This window comes from Nocardia sp. NBC_01327 (assembly GCF_035958815.1).
Classification (GTDB): domain Bacteria; phylum Actinomycetota; class Actinomycetes; order Mycobacteriales; family Mycobacteriaceae; genus Nocardia.
Genome location: NZ_CP108383.1, coordinates 8,902,890 through 8,920,733, shown reverse-complemented (window position 1 = coordinate 8,920,733; position 17,844 = coordinate 8,902,890). Strand labels below are relative to the sequence as shown.

The following is a 17,844-nucleotide window of genomic DNA, read 5'->3' as shown; positions in this document are numbered from 1 at the left end:
GCGTGTGAAGATCACCCCCGGACGGGTTCTCACCCTACGATCGGGGCATGACGCTCCTGCTACGTCTGATCATCAACGGTGTCGCGATCTGGCTCGCCTCGGTCTGGGTGACCGGTATCGAGATCAAGAGCCCCGACGACACCACTGCCAAGAAGCTGCTCGTGATCGCGGCCATCACCGTGGTGTTCGCGATTGTGAACGCCCTGATCAAGCCGATCGTGAAACTGCTGTCACTGCCCCTGGTGGTGTTGTCGCTCGGCCTGTTCCTGCTGATCATCAACGCTCTGATGCTATGGCTGACCGCCAAGATCACCGAGACCACCCAGTACGGCCTGCGGGTGGAGGGATTCTGGGCGGCCGTATTCGGAGCCATCATCATCACCCTGGTGAACTGGGTGCTCGGAATCCTCGTCCCCGACGAGGACTGACCTCAGCCGAGGCCGAGCGCGAGGCCCGTGACGGCCGACCAGATCAACAGCGCGAGTCCGGTACCGGCGAGGGCGGGAATCAAACCCGGCCCGTTCTTGCCGGTGCGGACCGGCTCATTGGCCTTGACGGCCAGGGGCAGCGCCACCAATCCGACCAGGGCCCACGGGGTGCGGGCCGCGAGTGCGAGGGTGGCCAGGAACGGCACCGCCAGCAGCACCACATGCAGTGTGCGGGTGCGGGTATCGCCGAGGCGCACCGCGAGCGTGGTCTTGCCGGAGACCGAATCGGTCGGGATATCGCGCAGATTATTGGTGACCAGCACCGCGCTGGAGAACGCGCCCACGGCGATCGCGCAGGCCAGTCCGGCCCACTCCGCCCGCCCGGCCTGTACGAACTCGGTGCCGAGCACCGCCACCAGGCCGAAGAAGACGAAGACCGCGATCTCACCGAAACCGCTGTACCCGTACGGGTTCCGGCCGCCGGTGTAGAACCACGCCCCGGCCAGGCAGCCCGCACCGACCAGCAGCAGCCACCAGGCGCTGGTGAACACCAGGATCAGGCCCAGTACCGCGCCGAGCGCCAGGCAGCCGATGGCGGCATTGCGCACGGCGGGGGCACTGGCGAGCTTCGAGCCGACCAGGCGCAACGGCCCGACCCGGTCGTCGTCCGTGCCGCGAATACCGTCGGAGTAGTCGTTGGCGTAGTTCACGCCGATGATCAGGGAGAGCGAAAGCAGCAGGCACAGCACCGCTTTCCACCAGACCGCCCCGTCGATGGAGGCCGCGGCCCCCGTACCCGCCAGGACCGGAGCGATCGCGTTCGGCAGAGTGCGCGGCCGAGCGCCCTCGATCCACTGTGCTGCTGTAGCCATGTATCGCAGCCTAATCTGAGGGCCGCGCCGATACCTCCCGGCGCCCGGCCCGACCTGGGAATGCCGGATGCGGCCCTGTTCAGGCTGTCCGGCGGACGGTTCGGGCGGGTGCGGCCGAGGGTTCGGGCGGTGCGGCGGATGCCGTTTCGGGCGCGGGGGATGCCGTCAGGATTCGGCGGCGGCCTTCAGCTGGGCCAGGCCCCTGTCGAAATCCTTTGCCAGCATGCGGTCCATCGGGAGAAGCTTGGCCATGAGCGCCATCGCTCCGGTGCGCTCGCCGGTCATCCGCCAGGTGACAGCGGTGCCCTCGGGCTGCGGGCGGAATTCGAAGGTGACCTGATTGGTGTTCTTGATGGGCTTCTCGAAATTCAACCGGATGCCGATGGCATCGGTCGTGGCGGAGGTGATCTCCATATTGCCGCGGCCGGCCTTACGGTTTCCACTCCAGAAGTACCGGGCGCCGATGCCCCGATCGGCCCCGCTGTAGGTGCGTTCCATGGCCGGATCCACGTTCTCCCACGGCGACCAGCGCTGCCACTGGTGGAAGTCGTCGACGAGCGCCTGGATCTGCCCGGGATCGGCCTTGATGACCGTTTCCCGGTGGATGTCGAATTCGCTCATGGGCCGAGCGTAGGCGACCGCACCGACGGATCCGGCGAATCCGGCACCCCCGGTGTCGCTCACCTAGGATTGACGAGGAATGTTTTCGCAAACAGGCAGTTCTAGCAGTGCCGGGACCACCCGGCTGGTATCCGCAGGCGACACGGTTCTGGTAGCCCTGCTGGGCGAGGTCGCGCTGCGGCGCGATGGTGCCCGGGCCGTGGCGCCCGGTAGCGCGCCCAGCGCGCTCGCACCGGTACCCGGCGCACGTGCCCGGCTGCTCGTGGCCGCCCTGGCGACTCACCCCGGACGCAGCCGCAGCGCGCAGGCGCTCATCGAGGATGTCTGGGGCGAGGACCCCCCGCGCGCCCCGATGAATGCCCTGCACACCCAGGTCTCCCGGCTGCGCTCCGCACTGCCCGAGGGCGCGCTGGAGATCGGTCCCGCCGGATACCGACTGGTCCTGGCCCCCGATCAGGTCGATCTGACGCTGGCCCAGCACCTGGAAACCCAGGCGCGCCAAGCACATACCGCCGGCGACGGCCCCCGCTGTCTGGCCCTGATCGCCGCCGCCCGCACCCTCTGGCGCGGCGATCCGGCCGCCGACCTGCCCTCCGGCCCGGTCGCCGATGAGCTCGCCGGTCTGGCGGCCGCCCGCCGTCAGTCGTTGGACGTGCTCGAACTGTCTGTTCGCGAAGCGGTCGGCGATCTTCCGGGTGCACTGGAACTGGCTCGCGGCGCGGCGGCCGCGGAACCCTTCGACGAACCCGCCCACGCGACCCTCATGCGACTGCTCGCCGCCGCCGGACGCACCAACGAGGCACTGGACGTCTTCGCCTCACTGCGCACCCGGCTGGTGGACCAGCTCGGCGCCGATCCGGGGCCCGTGCTCGTCGCACTCAATACCGCACTGCTGCGCGGTGAACCGCTGCCCGGCGCTCGCACCGCGGCGCCGAACGCCACCGCCGGACCGAATCACCCTCCGGGACAGGGTCGTTCGGATGCGAGTTCCGCGCAGTTCGAGGATGGGGAATCCGGACATCCGTGGTCCGAATTCGGTGCGGGGCAAGCTGTTTCGGGTGCCGGTGGATCCGGTGGCAGAGGGGGTTCGGCGCAGGCATTGCGCATGGTTTCGGCGGCGCAGCATGCGGTCGGGGCGGAGTACGAGCCGGCCGGGTCGGCGATCGGGTTGCGGGCGGCGCCGAATCCGCTGCTGGGGCGGGAGGCGGATATCGATGCGCTGGAACGGTTGTTGCGCAGTTCACGGGTTACCACCGTGCTCGGGCCGGGAGGGACCGGGAAGACCCGGGTGGCGAACGAGCTGGGTGCGCGGGTGGCGCACGAGCGGACCGTCGCGCTGATCGAATTGGCCTCGCTGCGGGCCGATGCGGAGGGGGATGCGGAGACGCGGCTGGAGATCGAGGCGACCATTGCGGCGACGCTCGGCGTCGGTGAATTCAGCCGGGACAGCAATGTGCTTCGGACAGTGCGGAACCGGGATCTGCGGCAGCGGCTGCGGGAGGCGCTGAGTGCGCGGCCGATACTGCTCATTCTCGACAATTGTGAACATCTGATCGATGCGGTCGCGGAGCTGGTGGCCGATTTCGTCGGGGCCAGCGACCAGCTGACCGTGCTCACCACCAGCCGGGCGCCCCTGGAGATCACGGCCGAGACCGTATATCCCTTGCCGCCGTTGCTGATCGACGCACACGGTTCCCCGGCCACCGATCTGTTCATGGCGCGGGCGCGAGCGGTGCGGCCCACGGTGCGGCTGGATCCCGACGTGGTGGCACGACTGTGCACCATGCTGGACGGCTTGCCCCTGGCCATCGAGCTCGCCGCCGCGCGGACCAGGACCATGAGCGTCGAGGAGATCGAATCGCGGCTCGATCACCGATTCACCCTGCTGCGCAGCGGAGATCGCAGTTCCCCGCAGCGGCATCGCACCCTGCACGCGGTCATCGAGTGGAGCTGGAACCTGCTGGACGGGGAGCAGCGCACGGCGCTGCGCCGACTGTGCCGGTTCCCGGACGGGTTCACGCTGTCGGCCGCCGAGAGTGTGATCTCGGGTCCCGAAATCGTCGATGCCGCAGCGGCCATCGACGGTCTGGTGGGCCAGTCCCTACTCACCGTGCTGGAGTCCGACGACGCCGAATACGACGTGACTCGCTACCGAATGCTGGAAACCGTCCGGGAATTCGGCGAGGAACAGCTCGTGGCGGCCGGGGAAGCCGATCTGGTCATGGACCGGATGAGCAGCTGGGCAAGGGAATTCACGCTCGGCGTGGCGTGCCGTTACGGTGATGCCGATCAGGTGTCGCTGGTGCTGGGTGTCGCCGCCGAGCTCGACAATCTGGTCGCGGTGCTGCGCTATGCGATCGACCGGCGGGATCTCCCCACCGTGCACGCGGTCTATCCGGTGATGGCCATGCTGTGGGTCATGCGTGGCGCACATCTGGAATTGGTGAGCTGGTCTCCGCGCATTCTGGCGACGCCGCTGCGGCAGGGGCCGCTGACCTCGACCGAAGCCGATCTGCAGATGTTCGGTCAGCTCATGCTCGGCCTGCACGTGATGTTCGTGGGCACCGGATCGCGTGACGGGGCGCGGGTGCGCACCCGGATTCGGCGGATGTTGCGCACCGGATCGCTGACCGCGGTGTTCCGCTTTCTCGGCGAAATCGTGGCCGTTCCGTCCAACACCTGGCAGTTGGCCCGCATGCTCGACGAGGGCACCCGCTCCGAGGATCCGCGGACCAGGGTCGCCGCGCTGCTGGCGCGGGCGAACCTGCGCGAGAACACCGGCGATGTGTACGGCTCCATCCGGGATGCGGTGCAGGCCTTGGCTTCCGGCATTTCCGAGGACCTGTGGGGTTTGTCCATGGTGTGCCAGCACCTCGGTGGCATGTACGGGCAGTCCGCGCGCTACGGCGAATCGGTCGACTACTACCGGCGGGCCGCCGAGCTGCTCGTCCGATTGCGGGCGTACGACGAGTCCGTGGAGATCCGGAGTCTGCTCGCATGCTCGCTGGTGGGCGCCGGAAAGGTCGACCAGGCGCGCCGCGAATTGGATCCCCTGCTGGCCGTCGCCGGCATCGACCCCACCGCCGAACAGATTCTTTCCTCGCCCAACCACCGGCGCGCCAATGTATCGGCCGCGCTGGCCGAAGTCGAACTGGCCGAGGGAGATATCGACACCGGACTCCGCCGCTTCCGCCAGACGCTCGCGATTCTGGCGTGGCCGAGCGGGGCCTCCGCACCGGGACCCGGCGATGTCATGACGGCGGCAGCCGTGGTGGACGCCCATGTGCTGTGGGGCCGCCCGGGCGAGGTGCACGAGGTATTCGCTCAGCTGGCCGAACTCGCGCACACCCGGCTGGGGAGTTTCTGGGATCTACCGCAAATCGGCGCGGTCGCGAACGCGGTGGGCAGCTATCTGATCGCCACCGGCGCCGAGGTGGAGACCGCGCTGGAATTGCTGATGCTGGCTCCGAGAGTGTTTGCCCGCCAGGACTATCCGTCCATGTACTGGCAGCGCCATGTGGACCTGCACCGCGAGTCGATCGGGGCCGACCGCCTCGCGGCGGCGCGGTCCGCCGCCGCATCCATCAATCGGCGTTCGGCGGCGGCGCGGATCCTGCTCCTACTCGGCCGGATCGCCGGAAAGAGCTGAGTCCGAACGTAATACGGTCGGTGCCTGCGCGGCTTCCTGTTCGTCGCCGCCGGTACGCAGTAGTCGCCATGCCAGCATCGCCAGGCCCGCCGCGCCCAGAACCAACAGCACCGTCGTATCCGATACGGCCGCACCGAATCGCTGAACCATTGTCTCCAAGTGGAATTCGGTGTCCGCGCCCAGCAGTCCCGGCAGCGCCGAGGCGCCGTCGAAGAGCAGGAACAGCGCGCCGAGCAGGATGAAGAACAGGCCGGATATCAGCGAGGTGGTGTGCAGTTCCAGCTTGCCGACACTGAAGGAGCTGCCGCGCAACCACTTTCGCTGACTCAGGTCGAATCTGTCCCATACCGAGGCCAGTACGAACAGTGGCGCCGCCATGCCTAGTGCGTAGACCGCCAGCAGCAGACCACCCTGGAGGGGGGAGCCGCCGACCGCGGCGACCGCGAGGATGGAGCCGAGAATCGGCCCGGCGCAGAACCCTGCCAGGCCGTAGACCAGGCCGAGCAGGTAGACGGCGCCGGATTTCTCCGGTCGTCCCTGCCGGGCGGCGGCGCGCTGCGCGAAGCCGAAAGAGAAACCGCGGCCGAGGATCTGGAGTATTCCGAGGGCGATGATGACAGTGCCGCCGACGGTGATGAGCAGATCCCTGTGCTCCGAGAACAGCCGTCCCGCAAAGGATCCCGCAATGCCCAGCGGTACCAAGGTGGTGGCCAGGCCGAGATAGAACGCCGTGGTGCGGGCCAGCAGTCGGCCCTGCGAATCGAACGAGTACGCGAAGAAACTGGGCAGCAGCAGCGCGCTGCACGGACTCACCAGCGCCAGCAGACCGCCCAGGAAAGCCGCGAAAAAGCCTACGGTGCCGCTCATTCCGCATGCTCCGGGGCAGCGGCACGAGCCGCCTCGATGACCGCCTCGAACTGCTCGATCGGCTGTGCGCCGAGAATCGGGCGGCCGTTGATCAGGAAGGTCGGCGTCGAGGACGCGCCGAGCGAGTACGCCTCACCGGCATCCTGGCGCACGGCGGTGGCGGCGGCGGGGGATTCCTGGTCGGCACGGAACTTCGCGATATTCGCGACGCCCGCCTCCTGCGCCAGCTCGGCCAGGTGATCCGGGGTCAGTGCGCCGGTGTTCTTCTTCTCAGGGGCCTTGGCCTGCAAGGTGTTGTGGAATTCCCAGAACCGGCCCTGCTGCGCGGCGGCCCAGGCGGCGCGGGCCGCGTTCTCCGATTCCTGGCCGAAGATCGGGAAGTTGCGCCATTCGATCCGCAGTACGCCCTTCTCGACGTACTTCGAGATGAGCTGGGGTTCGATGGTGCGCCCGAAGGTGCGGCAGAACGAGCACTGGAAGTCGGAGTACTCGATCAGCACCACCGGTGCGTCGGTACGGCCCAGGGCGAGCGGATCCTGCGCATCCCGCCGAGCCAGCTTGGCGAGTTCGGCATAGAGCGGATTGACCTGGGCATTCTGTGCCGCTGTCGTATCGGATTTCTTGCCGCCGCTGATCATGTGGAAAGCGGCAATGGCAAGCAAGCCCACCGCGGCGGTAGCGGCGAGTCCGGCCAAGAACTTCCTACTGTTATTTCTGGCGCTATTTCGGCTGTTTTTGGGCATGCGAATACTCCTGGACGGCAAGGTCCGGGTCGACGGAAAAGTGCTTCAGGACATGGCTGTACGCCGAATGTCCTAAATGATCAGCACAGTCGTCAGATGAGGAGCTGCCACCGGCAGGGCGGGCGCTCGCGGCCGAATGTCGAACGAAAGCCACTGTGTGGCAGAGAATTGCGGAATCGTCCCGAGACCGGCTGGGACCAGCTGATCTCCGGCGGAGCGGGGTGGTGCGGCGAGCTGTCCCATCGGGTCCGAGCTCGGACTGTCGTGTTTACCGCAGACGGGAACCGTATTGTCCGCGGCGGTCTGCACCGGCGGCTTATCCGCCTGCACCGATGCCGCGGCATATGAGACCTGTTGCGCCGAACCCCATTCCGCTACCGCGGCGACCATCCCGGCTATTGCGAAAAGACCCGCCAGCAGTACAGCGCAGGACAGCCGAAAAGGCTTTCGGCTGTGCGGGGCGCGGTGGGAATTCACTGCCCCGACCATAACAGGCCGACTTCCTCCCATGCGGAATGCCCGCCCACCAGGGTGGACGGGCATTGCGCGGATATTCGACTCAGGCGTGGCGCATGTACGCGCGCAGTGTGAGCGGGGCGAAGATGGCGATCATGACGACGGCGCCGATGAGCGACCAGCCCAGATTGGCGGTGACGCCGGTGCCGTTCATCAGGTCACGTGCCGCACTGACCATGTAGTAGACCGGGTTCGCCTTGTCGATGCCCTGCAGCCAGCCCGGCATCTTCTCGACGGGGGAGAACGCGCCGGACATGAAGGTCAGCGGGAACATGATCATCATGGAGATGCCCTGCACGGCGGCGGCGCTCTTACCGGTCACACCGACCAGCGCCCAGACCCAGCTGACCGCGAAGGAGCAGAACACGACCACCAGCATGGCGCCCAGCACACCGGCCAGACCGCCGTCGGGGCGGTAACCGATGCAGATGCCGACCACGACGGTCAGTACCGAGGCCAGGCCGTACCGCACCATATCGGCGAGCAGCGCTCCGGCCAGCGCCGAAATACGGGCGATGGGAAGGGATTTGAAGCGGTCGAAGACGCCCTTGTCCATATCCTCGCGCAACTGGGTGCCGGTGGTGACCGAGCTCAGCACCACGGTCTGCACCAGGATGCCGGGGATCAGGATGGGCAGGTAGGCCGAGACGCTGCCGCCGATGGAACCGCCGAAGATATAGGCGAACAGCGCGGTGAACAGGATCGGCTGAACGGTGACGTCGAACAGCTGCTCCGGATTGTGCTTGATCTTGAGGAGGCCGCGGTACGCCATGGTGAGCGAATTCGCCGCGGTCTGCTTGAGGCTGATGTGATTGCTGACATCCGGTATGGGGGCCGGGGCTACCGCCGCGTGCCGCCGCGCCGGAGCCGGGATGGTGGTGGTCATGCCGCGCTCTTTTCGGAATCGTTGGTCTCGTCTTCGGCGCCGTGGCCGGTGAGTGCGAAGAACACCTCGTCCAGGCTGGGCTTGCTGACATTGATCTCTTCGACGCGAATGTCGTGCTCGCGCAAGCGGATCAGAATGTCGGTGGTGACGCTGGGATCGGGCAGCGGAGCCGTGATGCGGCCCGCCTCGGGGCTGATGGCGGCCTCGACCGGCTTGCCCGCGGCGCGGGAGAGGTACTCCGAGACCACGGTGCGGGCCTCTTCGATACGGTCGCGGTCGCCCAGGGTGAGCTGCAGTGCGGACAGGCCGACCGAGCCCTTCAGTTCATCGGAGGTGCCGTCGGCGATGACCCTGCCGCGGTCGATGACCGCGATCCGGTCGGCCAGCTGATCGGCCTCGTCCAGGTACTGGGTGGTGAGCAGCACCGTCGAGCCCTCGCGGACCAGGCGGCGGATGGTCTCCCACATCTGGGCGCGGGTGCGCGGGTCCAGACCGGTGGTCGGCTCGTCCAGGAACAGCAGCGGTGGGGCCGCGATCAGGCTGGCGGCCAGATCGAGCCGGCGCCGCATACCGCCGGAGAAATTCTCCAGGGCCTTGTTCGCGGCCTCCTCCAGCCCGAACTCCTCCAGGAGCTCGGCCGACTTGCGCCGGGCGTCGGCCTTGGACAGGCCGAGCAGGCGCGAGAAGATCACCAGATTCTCTGTGGCGGTGAGCTTTTCGTCGACGGACGCGTACTGTCCGGTCACGCCGACCAGTTTGCGGACCGCATTGGGTTCGGTCAGGACGTCGCGGCCGAAGATGCGGGCGCTGCCGGCGTCGGGCTTCATCAGGGTGGCGAGCATGCGGATGGTGGTGGTCTTACCGGCTCCGTTGGGGCCGAGCACGCCGTACACCGCGCCCCGCGGAACCGCCAGGCTCACGCCGTCGACAGCCCGCTGCTCCCCGAAGACCTTGACCAGCCCCTCCGCCTCGATGGCGAGTGCCTCAGCAGGTGTGTAAGAAGTCATGACCCACACTCTGCAGACCGGGTCTTACACGCCCCATGCATCGCTCTTGCATGGGCGCGCAAGGCGGGCCGCCCATGCCACGACGGTCGGCGTCGGGCTCCCCGGGAATCGCGCCGGGGCTTGTTAGCCTGTCGTCCAGCTCTTTTGCTCTCTCGCCAGTTCGCCCCGGTACGTTCCGCGCGTCATGGATTGCGAGGTTCCGTTGAGAGTCGTCTCCGTCACCCTGACCGCGGCTTTGACCGCGCTCACCGCGGTGGTCACCGCAGTCTCCGCGCATGCCGCGCCGCTCGAGCTGGACGCGCAGGACGGGCAGCCGGCCGCCACGCATTCGGATGCGCCGGGCTCGGATCAGCTGCTGCTCAGCTGCCCGCCGCTGCCGGACGTCGACGATCCGCTGGGTCCGATCCCGCCGCGCGATCCGCTGTGCGGGGAGAACGATATGGATCTGGCGGGGGATGTCTACCTGCGCAGCAATGCCTATAGGCGGCTGTCCACCATCTACGGGCCGGACGTCGCGGTGAGCATCATCGGCAACAACCACTACCAATTGCGCGACCACTCCGGGAATCTCATCCTCGGCGAGGACCGCAGCACGCTGCACCATGTGCCCTTCGGCCGCGAGATCCCGCCGCCGCTTCCGGGGAATACGGCGGATCTGACACCGCATGAGCAGGCGGTCCGTGAGGGCATATCGCGGGTGACGGTCGGAGTCATGCAGGGTGTCGTCTACACCGGCGATCTCACCGATATGTCGGCCTATCTGACCACGCCGATCGGCTCGCTCATCGTGCAGGCGCCCGGGACCGGAGCCGACCCCACCCAGCCGGGGCCCGGCGGTGAGCGACAGTTGCAGCTGCTCAACAACTTTCAGGCGCTGGATGCCCAGGGCCGGTACGTGATGGGCAATACGCTGACCCTCGGCTCGCCGATGGCCCTGTGGCCCAATGCCGCCGTGCCCTGCCCGCTCGGCACGGTGCCCATCTCACACCTGCCTTCGCGTGCGGATGCCCTGCAGGCCGCGGCGGCCGGAAAGCCGTTGCGCACGGCGGATCTGCCCGATCCGACGTGTAAGGCTCCCGGCAGCGTGCCGATCACCGGATTCGTCGACGACCCGTCGGGTCAGCCCGATCAGGCCGCTCCCGCGCCCGGTCCGAAGCCGCAGACCGATCCCGTGCAGCGGCAGAAGGACATCAACGACGCCTACAGCGCCGTGGGAACGCAATTCGGCCTGGCCGTCGCCCTGGGCGCGGTCCTCGGCGGCGCGACCGGCCTCGCCATCGGCTGCCTCGCCGGCGGTATCGGCGCGGGCACCGCGGGCACCTTCTCCGCGGCCCTGGCCGGCACCGCCACCGGCTTCGCGGGCGGTTGCCTCACCGGCGCAGCCATTCTCGGCAGCATGGGCGGCACCATCGGCAGCCTCGCCATCGGCGTCCCGGTCGGCATCATCTCCGGCGTCAACGCCTACAACACCCTGCGCCTGCAGGGCGACGTAGCAAGGAAGCCGATCGCGGACACCGTGGAATCCGCCCCGGCGCAAGTGACCGAGACAGCGCAAACAGCCGGCGCGCGTGAGCAACTCACCGCAGCCGGCATTCCGCCCGCACTCGCCGGAGCACTACCCGCGGACCTCGCAGCAGCTCTGCCCACCGACCTCGTAGCAGCCGCATCGTCGCAGATCGCCGCTGCCGCACCGATGCTCGCGGCTGCTGCGCCGCCCGCGCTGACAGACCTCCTGCCCACCCTGTTCGCCCAGCCTGCCCCGTCGACTACCTGACGGGGCCCGCGCACTATCGACCGTCCGCCCAGTCGTCCGGTGCGCATCGGCTGGGATCCAGTGCGGCTGCTGTGTATCCCGGCCACAAAACATGCCGGGATCGACGAGGGCGTGGGGACGGCCGAGCACGCCTGATAGCCCGGGCGGCGGGGCCGGTCAGTTGGGGGAGGTGGTGAGGAGGAGTTCGCGGAGTTTGGCGCGGTCGGGCTTGCCGGGGCCGCGGAGTGGGAGTTCTTGCAGGACAGCCAGTTCGCGGGGGGCGGCGATGGCGTCGAGTTCGGCGACCACGTGTTCGCGGAGTTCGTCGAGGGTGGGGGCGGTGGCGCCGGGGGCGGTGACGATGGCGGTGACCACGCGCTGGCCGAGACGGGCGTCGGGCAGGCCCAGCACGACGCATTCGGAAATGGCGGGGTGCGTGATGAGGACGGCCTCGACCACCTGGGGGAGTACCAGCAGGCCGCCGGTCATGATGGCCTCGTCCAGGCGGCCGGAGATATTCAGCACGCCGTTCTCGAAGGTGCCCGCGTCCTCGGTGCGGAACCAGCCGGGTTCGGCGAAGGCCGGATGCTCGGGCTGATTGCGGTAGCCCTTCGCGAGCATGGCCCCGCCGAGCAGTACCCGGCCGTCCTCGATGCGCACCTCGGTACCACTGAGCGGAATGCCCTCGTAGACGCAGCCGCCGCAGGTTTCGCTCATGCCGTAGGTGCGGAACACCGTGATGCCCGCGGCGCGAGCACGCTCCAGCACCGGCTTCGGGGTGGCGGCGCCGCCGATGAGCACCGCGTCGAGCTCGGCGAGGGCCGCGGCCGCCGCGGGCTCGTCGAGGGCCTTGATGAGCTGTGTGGGCACCAGCGAGGTGTACCGCCGCGGCCCGCGCATACCCGCGATCGCGCCGGGCAGTCCCTCGGGCAGGAATCCGTCCGTGACATCGAGCACGGCCGGTTCGGTACCTGAAAGGATGCTGCGCAGTAGCACCTGGATGCCTGCGATGTGATGGGTGGGCAGCGCCAGCAGCCACTGGCCCGGTCCGCCGAGGCGCTCGTGGGTGGCGTCCCCGCTGGCCCGCAACGCCGAGGCGGAGAGCATGGCGCCCTTGGGTATTCCGGTGGTGCCGGAGGTGGTGACCACCAGCGCCACATCGTCGTCGATCTCTTCGCCGGGGCGCAGATTGCTGCTGAGTCGTTGCGCCTCGCGGCGATCGGCCGTGGGTACCGGCAGCCACGTCGGCCCCGTGCCTTCCAGGGCTTCGCGCAGATGCGGCAATACTTCGCCTACCGATGCGCCGGTGGGCATGGGAAGAATGCGGAGGGTATTGCTCACGTTCGCGATCGTGTCATCTCGTGGGGTGGTTGCGCACCTAGGGGGTCCGCCGCCGGGGTTCGATGGGGGTCGGTCGAGCTGTCAGTCGGACGTCGGTGTCGCCAGCGGCCATCCACCGGCTGCCAGCCGGGAGGCCACTCGAGCGATATCGTCCTCGCCGGGTTGCTCCTTGGCAACTCGGGCGATGGCGGCCTCGATATCGGCGAGTGCGATCTCTCCGGTGGCCACCCGCTCGCTCACCAGATCCTCGACCACGAGATGCACCTCGTAGTCGGTGAGCCGGCGATGCAGCACCGCCAGCAGCGCCACGTAATCGGACTGCGGAATGCCCTGTGGATAACCGGCTTTGAGCCAGTCCAGGACCTTCTGCAGCACATTGGAACGCTGCTGCGGCGCGGGGGTGGGGTCGGTGTTCGGCGGTTCGGGGGTGCTCACCAGCATGCCTTTCGATCCGGCGGCGTCAGGCGCCGAGCAGATGAATTCCGAGTCGGGTGGCGAGGAAGCCGCGTGCGATGAACAGCACACCGGCGACCACCGCGATCATGACCACGGCGAAACAGACTGTGGAGACCGTGAGTGCCACGGTCCGGGTGGATCCGGTGGCGCCGTCGTCGAGTTGTGCGCGGTAGCGGATGCCCAGCGCGAAGACGATGGGCAGTCCGGCGCCGAACACCAAGGCGGCCACGGTGACCCGCCACAGGTCGGTCAGATTGGACAGGAAGGTATGCATCGCGTCGCTCTCCTATCCGATGCCGTTGCCGGCGTGGTGATCGGTGCGGGCCGGTGCGTCCACGGCGGTCTCGCCCTGCCAGTCGTCGTTCACATTGTGCGAGTTCACGGCAGTCTGCCTGGAGCGCATCCAGATTGCCCCGGCCACCACGATCAGCAGCGCGAATACCACCAGCACACCCGCGGTTCCGCCGATGCCGTGCAGCAGCCACCAGCAGAGCGCGCCGACCACACCGGCCAGCGGCAGCGTGAGCACCCAGGCCACCACCATGCGCCCCAGCACGCCCCAGCGCACCTCCGCGCCGGGCCTGCCGAGGCCGGAGCCCAGGATGGACCCGGTCACGGTCTGCGTGGTGGACAGCGGCAGGCCGAAATGAGCCGAGGTGAGAATGATCGCCGCACTGGTGGATTCGGCCGCGAAGCCCTGCGGCGGCGCGATATCGACCAGACCCTTGCCGAGGGTGCGGATGATGCGCCAGCCGCCCAGGCAGGTGCCCGCGGCGATGGCGACCGCGCAGGACACGATCACCCACAGCGGCAGGGGATCGCTGGCCTTGGCGGAGCCGTGCGCGATGAGCGCCAGGAAGATGATGCCCATGGTCTTCTGCGCGTCATTGGTGCCGTGGGCCAGCGACACCAGTGAGGCGGAACCGATCTGCCCCCACCGGAATCCGCGATTCACCGACTTCTCGTTGCTGCCGCGGGTGATGCGATACACCGCCCACGAGCCGAGCGCCGCGACCAGCGCCGCGACCACGGGAGCGGCCAGCGCCGGGATGATGATCTTGGCCAGCACACCTTTGTTGCCGGCGCACCAGATCACCCCGTCCCAGCCGAGCGCCGCGATCGTCGCGCCGATCAGCCCGCCGAAAAGCGCGTGCGAGGAACTCGACGGCAAACCCAGCAGCCAGGTGAACAGATTCCACAGGATGCCGCCGACCAGACCGGCGAAGACGATATCGAGCAGTGCCGGACCGCTCACCTCGGAGAGGTCGACAATGCCCTCGGCGACCGTCGCGGCCACCGCGACGCTGAGGAAAGCACCGACCAGATTGAGCGCTCCGGAGAGAAGTACCGCAGTACGCGGCGGGAGCGCACCGGTCGCGATCGAGGTCGCCATCGCGTTCGCGGTGTCGTGGAATCCGTTGGTGAAGTCGAATGCCAAGGCTGTGAGAACAACGATCAGCAGAACGAGCAGTTCGGCAGACACGGCGTCCAGTTTGCGCTATCCGGTGAACGCCGCGTTAACCGACGCCCCCGGAAAAAGATCACAGCTACATACGTGCTAAGGGTTGCGCGCATGGTGAGCGACACACCCGTACACGGCGTGTCACCGATCCGAAAGGTGTGGCGTGTCGATCATTTCGGCCGCGAACGACTGTCCCGCCGTATCGGATGATCCTCGGGCACCTCGACCAGCACGATCGGCACCCCGTCCGGATCGCGCACCCACATCTCGATCAACCCCCACGGCTGCAGCTCCGGCTTCTTGTCGATCGGCACCCCCGACAGTGCCAATTGGACCGACGCCGCCCCGCAATCGCGCACCTGCAGCCAGATCGCGCCCCCGAATCCCACCGGCGCATCGTCACCGCGCCCGTGTCCCGCGACCTCGATGAGCGACTGCCCCGCGAAGAACACCGTGCCGCCCGGATACTCCCGGGCAATCGCCAGGTCGAGCGTATCCCGGTAGAACTCCAGCGTGCGCTGGTAATCCACCGGCCGCAGGATCAACCGACTGCTGAGAATCTCCATGTCCACTGCCTCCGCTTCGCTCCCCGCACCTCGGCGGGGAACACCATCGTGCCCGTTCGCGAGTGGGGGCCTCGGGTTTTCAGAAGTAGTACGGGTACGGCGCCCAGTCCGGGGCGCGCTTCTCCAGGAAGGAGTCGCGGCCTTCGACGGCCTCATCGGTCATGTAGGCCAGGCGGGTGGCCTCACCGGCGAACAGCTGCTGGCCGACCAGTCCGTCATCGCTGAGGTTGAACGCGTACTTGAGCATGCGAATCGCCTGCGGCGACTTGCCGAGGATTTCCGCGGTCCACTCCAGCGCCACATTCTCCAGTTCGGCATGATCGACGACCTCGTTGACCGCGCCCATCTTGTGCATCTCCTCGGCCGTGTACGGCCGGCCCAGGAAGAAGATCTCGCGGGCGCGCTTCTGCCCCACCATCTTCGCGAGGTAGGCGCTGCCGTAGCCGCCGTCGAAGCTGCCCACATCGGCATCGGTCTGCTTGAACCGGGCGTGCTCACGGCTGGCCAGGGTGAGATCGCAGGTGACGTGCAGGCTGTGCCCGCCGCCCGCCGCCCACCCGTTGACCAGCGCGATGACGACCTTGGGCATGAAGCGGATGAGCCGCTGCACCTCGAGGATGTGCAGGCGTCCGGCCCGGGCCGGATCCACGGTGTCCGCGGTCTCGCCCTCGGCGTACTGATACCCGTTGCGCCCGCGAATGCGCTGATCCCCGCCGGAGCAGAAGGCCCAGCCGCCGTCCTTGGCGCTCGGCCCGTTGCCGGTGAGCAGCACCGCACCCACATCGGAGGTCATACGGGCGTGGTCGAGCGCCCGGTACAGCTCGTCGACGGTGTGCGGCCGGAACGCATTGCGCACCTCGGGCCGGTCGAAGGCGATTCGAACGGTGCCCTGCTCGACATGCCGGTGATACGTGATGTCGGTCAGGTCCTTGAACCCCGGGACGGGCTGCCACAGCGCTTCGTTGAAAGTCACGAAAAAAACATAGTCGCTTGCTCTAGGTCGTATGCGAGGTGACAACTGATTTCGTGCCGCCGGGGGTAACTCCTGGGGTACGTCCGAAACTTGCTCGGGTAGGTAACCGCAAGCGCGCGACGCCAACCGGTGGGGCTCCCAAGTGGTCGCTTGAAGTATCGGAGAGGCGGATCCGTAACGCTGCCAATCGATTGCGGAGGCTTTACAGTGCAGTTGCTGCTTTGGCAGTCGAGCTGGATCGGCCTCGTGTGCGGCGAGAAGCCGGTGCGTATAGTTCCATGCGCTCGTTCATCGAAAAACTATCCGGAGGAACCTGAAAGTGGTTGCAGCACTGTCTGAATCCCTGCTCGATGACGCCAAGCGTCCGGCCTTCCTGGTCGACGCCAAAGAGGTTCTGGATGCTGAGGTGTCGGACAAGGGCGGCGCGTCGGGTCTCGCTGTGAAGGGCGGCTACGCCGCGGTCAAGAAGGTCAGCCCGACAATTGTCGGCGATGCCCTCGAATCCTTCATTCCCCGTTTTGTCGCGCAGCTCGAGCCGTTCTGGTCGCAGTACCAGGCTTCCGGCGCCGGGTCGTTCGCAGACCTGCTGGTCTCCAAGCAGGACGAGGTCTCCGAGGCACTGCTCTCGGTGACCGACGAGCGCGCTGCCGCGTCGTCGCGTCCCGCGCTGACCAAGGTCTACAACTCGATGCGTAACTCGGCGAAGAAGCATGTCGCCGAGGCGCTTCCGCGTGTCGGTGCGCTCATCCAGCGTCACGCTGGTTAATCAAATGACCGGTTCGCGGCCCTGACAGGGCCGCGAACACGGTATTCGCGGTCGGCTCGAATTCGGCATCCGCGGCCCGAATTCAGCCCGCCGCCTTGCCTACTCGCCAGTAACCGGTGAAAGTGATGTCCGCCTTGGGGATTTCGCGGTCCTGGGCCAGATATCGCCGGACTCCGGCGCACAGCTTCTGCTCGCCCGCGATGAAGGCGTAGACGCCCTTGGCGGGCAGTTCCGCCGCCCGCACCGCCTCCGCGGCCAAGGTGCCGACCTCGGCGTGCGGGTCCGTGCGGACCAGCCAGTTCACCCGCACCCCTTCGGGTTCGCCCAGCTCCTGGGCGTCGTCGGCGTGTGAGATCTCCACGTACGCCGCGCCTTTCAGGCCGCGCGGCGCCGAGCGCAGAATGCCCGCGATGCCGGGCAGCGCGCTCTCGTCACCCACCAGAAGAGACCAGTCGGTGTGATCCGGGGCCTGGTAGGTGATGCCCTCATCCAGCATTCCGGCCTTGTCGCCGGGCGTGGTGCTGTTGGACCAGGTGGCGGCCGGACTGTCGTCACCGTGGACGAAGAAGTCGATATCGATCTCGGCGGTGCTGCCGAATTCGCCGAACCCGGCGGCGCGATAGTCGCGCACGGTGTAGTTGCGCACTAGCGGCCGGTGTTCCTTGCCCATCATGAGGTACTGCGCGTACCAGCCCAGGCTGCTGGTGGAGGTGGGCAGGCGCAGGCTGTTGTCGCGACCCGGCAGGAAAAGCCGGAACCACTGGTCCCAGCCCATGGCGGTGAAGCCCGCGAGCCCGTCGCCGCCGAGGGTGACACGCTGGAAGTTCGGGCTGATTCGTTTGCTCGCCAGTACCTCCGCGGTGAGGATTTCGCGGTGTTCGGGTTTGACGTATTTGGGGCGCTTCGACATGGGCTTAGGTTAGCAAACCCTAAGTATA

18 protein-coding genes are annotated in these 17,844 nt (G+C 67.6%); 4 read left to right on the top strand and 14 right to left on the bottom strand.

Translation table 11 applies throughout. From position 1 onward, the window contains the following. Positions 1-47: 47 nt before the first annotated feature. Positions 48-428 carry a phage holin family protein gene (locus OG326_RS40820; protein ID WP_327142423.1) on the top strand — a complete coding sequence of 127 codons (381 nt, stop codon included), beginning with the start codon at positions 48-50 and terminating at the stop codon, positions 426-428. A 2-nt stretch (positions 429-430) separates the two neighbouring features. Here the strand turns inward: OG326_RS40820 and OG326_RS40815 are convergent, their stop codons facing one another. Further along, the gene (locus tag OG326_RS40815; protein WP_327142422.1) at positions 431-1,300 is read right to left on the bottom strand and encodes a 1,4-dihydroxy-2-naphthoate polyprenyltransferase; all 870 of its coding nucleotides are present in this window, start codon (positions 1,298-1,300) and stop codon (positions 431-433) included. 165 nt (positions 1,301-1,465) lie between these two features. Beyond that, positions 1,466-1,921 carry an SRPBCC family protein gene (locus OG326_RS40810; protein WP_327142421.1) on the bottom strand — a complete coding sequence of 152 codons (456 nt, stop codon included), beginning with the start codon at positions 1,919-1,921 and terminating at the stop codon, positions 1,466-1,468. A gap of 79 nt (positions 1,922-2,000) precedes the next feature. Here OG326_RS40810 and OG326_RS40805 point away from each other — a divergent pair, with 79 nt between their 5' ends. After that, a complete protein-coding gene (locus OG326_RS40805) occupies positions 2,001-5,570 on the top strand; it encodes an AfsR/SARP family transcriptional regulator (protein WP_327142420.1) in 3,570 nt (1,189 codons plus the stop codon). On the opposite strand, the gene OG326_RS40800 is transcribed toward OG326_RS40805, so the two are convergent. From OG326_RS40800 to OG326_RS40780, 5 genes are all read right to left on the bottom strand, one after another. Next, complete coding sequence (locus OG326_RS40800) at positions 5,541-6,437, bottom strand: cytochrome c biogenesis CcdA family protein (protein ID WP_327142419.1); 897 nt, start codon at positions 6,435-6,437, stop codon at positions 5,541-5,543. The genes OG326_RS40805 and OG326_RS40800 overlap by 30 nt on opposite strands. After that, positions 6,434-7,132 carry a DsbA family protein gene (locus OG326_RS40795; RefSeq protein ID WP_327142418.1) on the bottom strand — a complete coding sequence of 233 codons (699 nt, stop codon included), beginning with the start codon at positions 7,130-7,132 and terminating at the stop codon, positions 6,434-6,436. Before OG326_RS40795 ends, OG326_RS40800 begins: the two co-directional genes overlap by 4 nt. A gap of 120 nt (positions 7,133-7,252) precedes the next feature. Then, positions 7,253-7,657 (bottom strand): hypothetical protein, encoded by a 405-nt coding sequence (locus OG326_RS40790; protein WP_327142417.1) that lies wholly within the window; start codon positions 7,655-7,657, stop codon positions 7,253-7,255. Between the two features lie 82 nt (positions 7,658-7,739). Beyond that, positions 7,740-8,582 (bottom strand): ABC transporter permease, encoded by an 843-nt coding sequence (locus OG326_RS40785; RefSeq protein ID WP_327142416.1) that lies wholly within the window; start codon positions 8,580-8,582, stop codon positions 7,740-7,742. Beyond that, entirely contained in the window at positions 8,579-9,589 is a 1,011-nt protein-coding gene (locus tag OG326_RS40780; protein WP_327142415.1) for an ATP-binding cassette domain-containing protein, read from the bottom strand. The genes OG326_RS40785 and OG326_RS40780 overlap by 4 nt, the downstream gene beginning before the upstream one ends. Before the next feature lie 202 nt (positions 9,590-9,791). Here OG326_RS40780 and OG326_RS40775 point away from each other — a divergent pair, with 202 nt between their 5' ends. Further along, positions 9,792-11,363: a hypothetical protein gene (locus OG326_RS40775; protein ID WP_327142414.1), complete on the top strand. Its 1,572-nt coding sequence runs from the start codon at positions 9,792-9,794 to the stop codon at positions 11,361-11,363. Positions 11,364-11,519: 156 nt separating this feature from the next. On the opposite strand, the gene menE is transcribed toward OG326_RS40775, so the two are convergent. From menE to OG326_RS40745, 6 genes are all read right to left on the bottom strand, one after another. Then, positions 11,520-12,656 carry an o-succinylbenzoate--CoA ligase gene (gene menE, locus OG326_RS40770; RefSeq protein WP_327146754.1) on the bottom strand — a complete coding sequence of 379 codons (1,137 nt, stop codon included), beginning with the start codon at positions 12,654-12,656 and terminating at the stop codon, positions 11,520-11,522. 108 nt (positions 12,657-12,764) lie between these two features. Then, entirely contained in the window at positions 12,765-13,118 is a 354-nt protein-coding gene (locus OG326_RS40765) for a DUF3349 domain-containing protein (RefSeq protein WP_297610249.1), read from the bottom strand. A 25-nt stretch (positions 13,119-13,143) separates the two neighbouring features. After that, positions 13,144-13,413 (bottom strand): hypothetical protein, encoded by a 270-nt coding sequence (locus tag OG326_RS40760; protein ID WP_327142413.1) that lies wholly within the window; start codon positions 13,411-13,413, stop codon positions 13,144-13,146. A 12-nt stretch (positions 13,414-13,425) separates the two neighbouring features. Continuing rightward, positions 13,426-14,622, bottom strand: a complete 1,197-nt coding sequence (locus tag OG326_RS40755) for an inorganic phosphate transporter (RefSeq protein WP_327142412.1) — start codon at positions 14,620-14,622, stop codon at positions 13,426-13,428. Positions 14,623-14,771: 149 nt separating this feature from the next. Beyond that, positions 14,772-15,167 carry a VOC family protein gene (locus OG326_RS40750; protein ID WP_327142411.1) on the bottom strand — a complete coding sequence of 132 codons (396 nt, stop codon included), beginning with the start codon at positions 15,165-15,167 and terminating at the stop codon, positions 14,772-14,774. A 79-nt stretch (positions 15,168-15,246) separates the two neighbouring features. Next, complete coding sequence (locus OG326_RS40745) at positions 15,247-16,140, bottom strand: 1,4-dihydroxy-2-naphthoyl-CoA synthase (protein ID WP_327142410.1); 894 nt, start codon at positions 16,138-16,140, stop codon at positions 15,247-15,249. Positions 16,141-16,459: 319 nt separating this feature from the next. Here OG326_RS40745 and OG326_RS40740 point away from each other — a divergent pair, with 319 nt between their 5' ends. After that, positions 16,460-16,906, top strand: a complete 447-nt coding sequence (locus tag OG326_RS40740) for a DUF6918 family protein (protein WP_327142409.1) — start codon at positions 16,460-16,462, stop codon at positions 16,904-16,906. A gap of 82 nt (positions 16,907-16,988) precedes the next feature. Here the strand turns inward: OG326_RS40740 and OG326_RS40735 are convergent, their stop codons facing one another. Next, positions 16,989-17,816, bottom strand: coding sequence for a siderophore-interacting protein (locus OG326_RS40735; RefSeq protein ID WP_327142408.1), 828 nt, complete (start codon positions 17,814-17,816; stop codon positions 16,989-16,991). Positions 17,817-17,844: the final 28 nt, after the last annotated feature.

Bases quoted from the DNA above. Each gene is read 5' to 3' on its own strand.
- OG326_RS40805 (WP_327142420.1), top strand. From the start codon at position 2,001: ATGTTTTCGCAAACAGGCAGTTCTAGCAGTGCCGGGACCACCCGGCTG.
- OG326_RS40810 (WP_327142421.1), bottom strand. From the start codon at position 1,921: ATGAGCGAATTCGACATCCACCGGGAAACGGTCATCAAGGCCGATCCC.
- menE (WP_327146754.1), bottom strand. From the start codon at position 12,656: ATGCCCACCGGCGCATCGGTAGGCGAAGTATTGCCGCATCTGCGCGAA.
- OG326_RS40780 (WP_327142415.1), bottom strand. From the start codon at position 9,589: ATGACTTCTTACACACCTGCTGAGGCACTCGCCATCGAGGCGGAGGGG.
- OG326_RS40735 (WP_327142408.1), bottom strand. From the start codon at position 17,816: ATGTCGAAGCGCCCCAAATACGTCAAACCCGAACACCGCGAAATCCTC.
- OG326_RS40800 (WP_327142419.1), bottom strand. From the start codon at position 6,437: ATGAGCGGCACCGTAGGCTTTTTCGCGGCTTTCCTGGGCGGTCTGCTG.
- OG326_RS40815 (WP_327142422.1), bottom strand. From the start codon at position 1,300: ATGGCTACAGCAGCACAGTGGATCGAGGGCGCTCGGCCGCGCACTCTG.
- OG326_RS40760 (WP_327142413.1), bottom strand. From the start codon at position 13,413: ATGCATACCTTCCTGTCCAATCTGACCGACCTGTGGCGGGTCACCGTG.
- OG326_RS40785 (WP_327142416.1), bottom strand. From the start codon at position 8,582: ATGACCACCACCATCCCGGCTCCGGCGCGGCGGCACGCGGCGGTAGCC.
- OG326_RS40820 (WP_327142423.1), top strand. From the start codon at position 48: ATGACGCTCCTGCTACGTCTGATCATCAACGGTGTCGCGATCTGGCTC.
- OG326_RS40750 (WP_327142411.1), bottom strand. From the start codon at position 15,167: ATGGAGATTCTCAGCAGTCGGTTGATCCTGCGGCCGGTGGATTACCAG.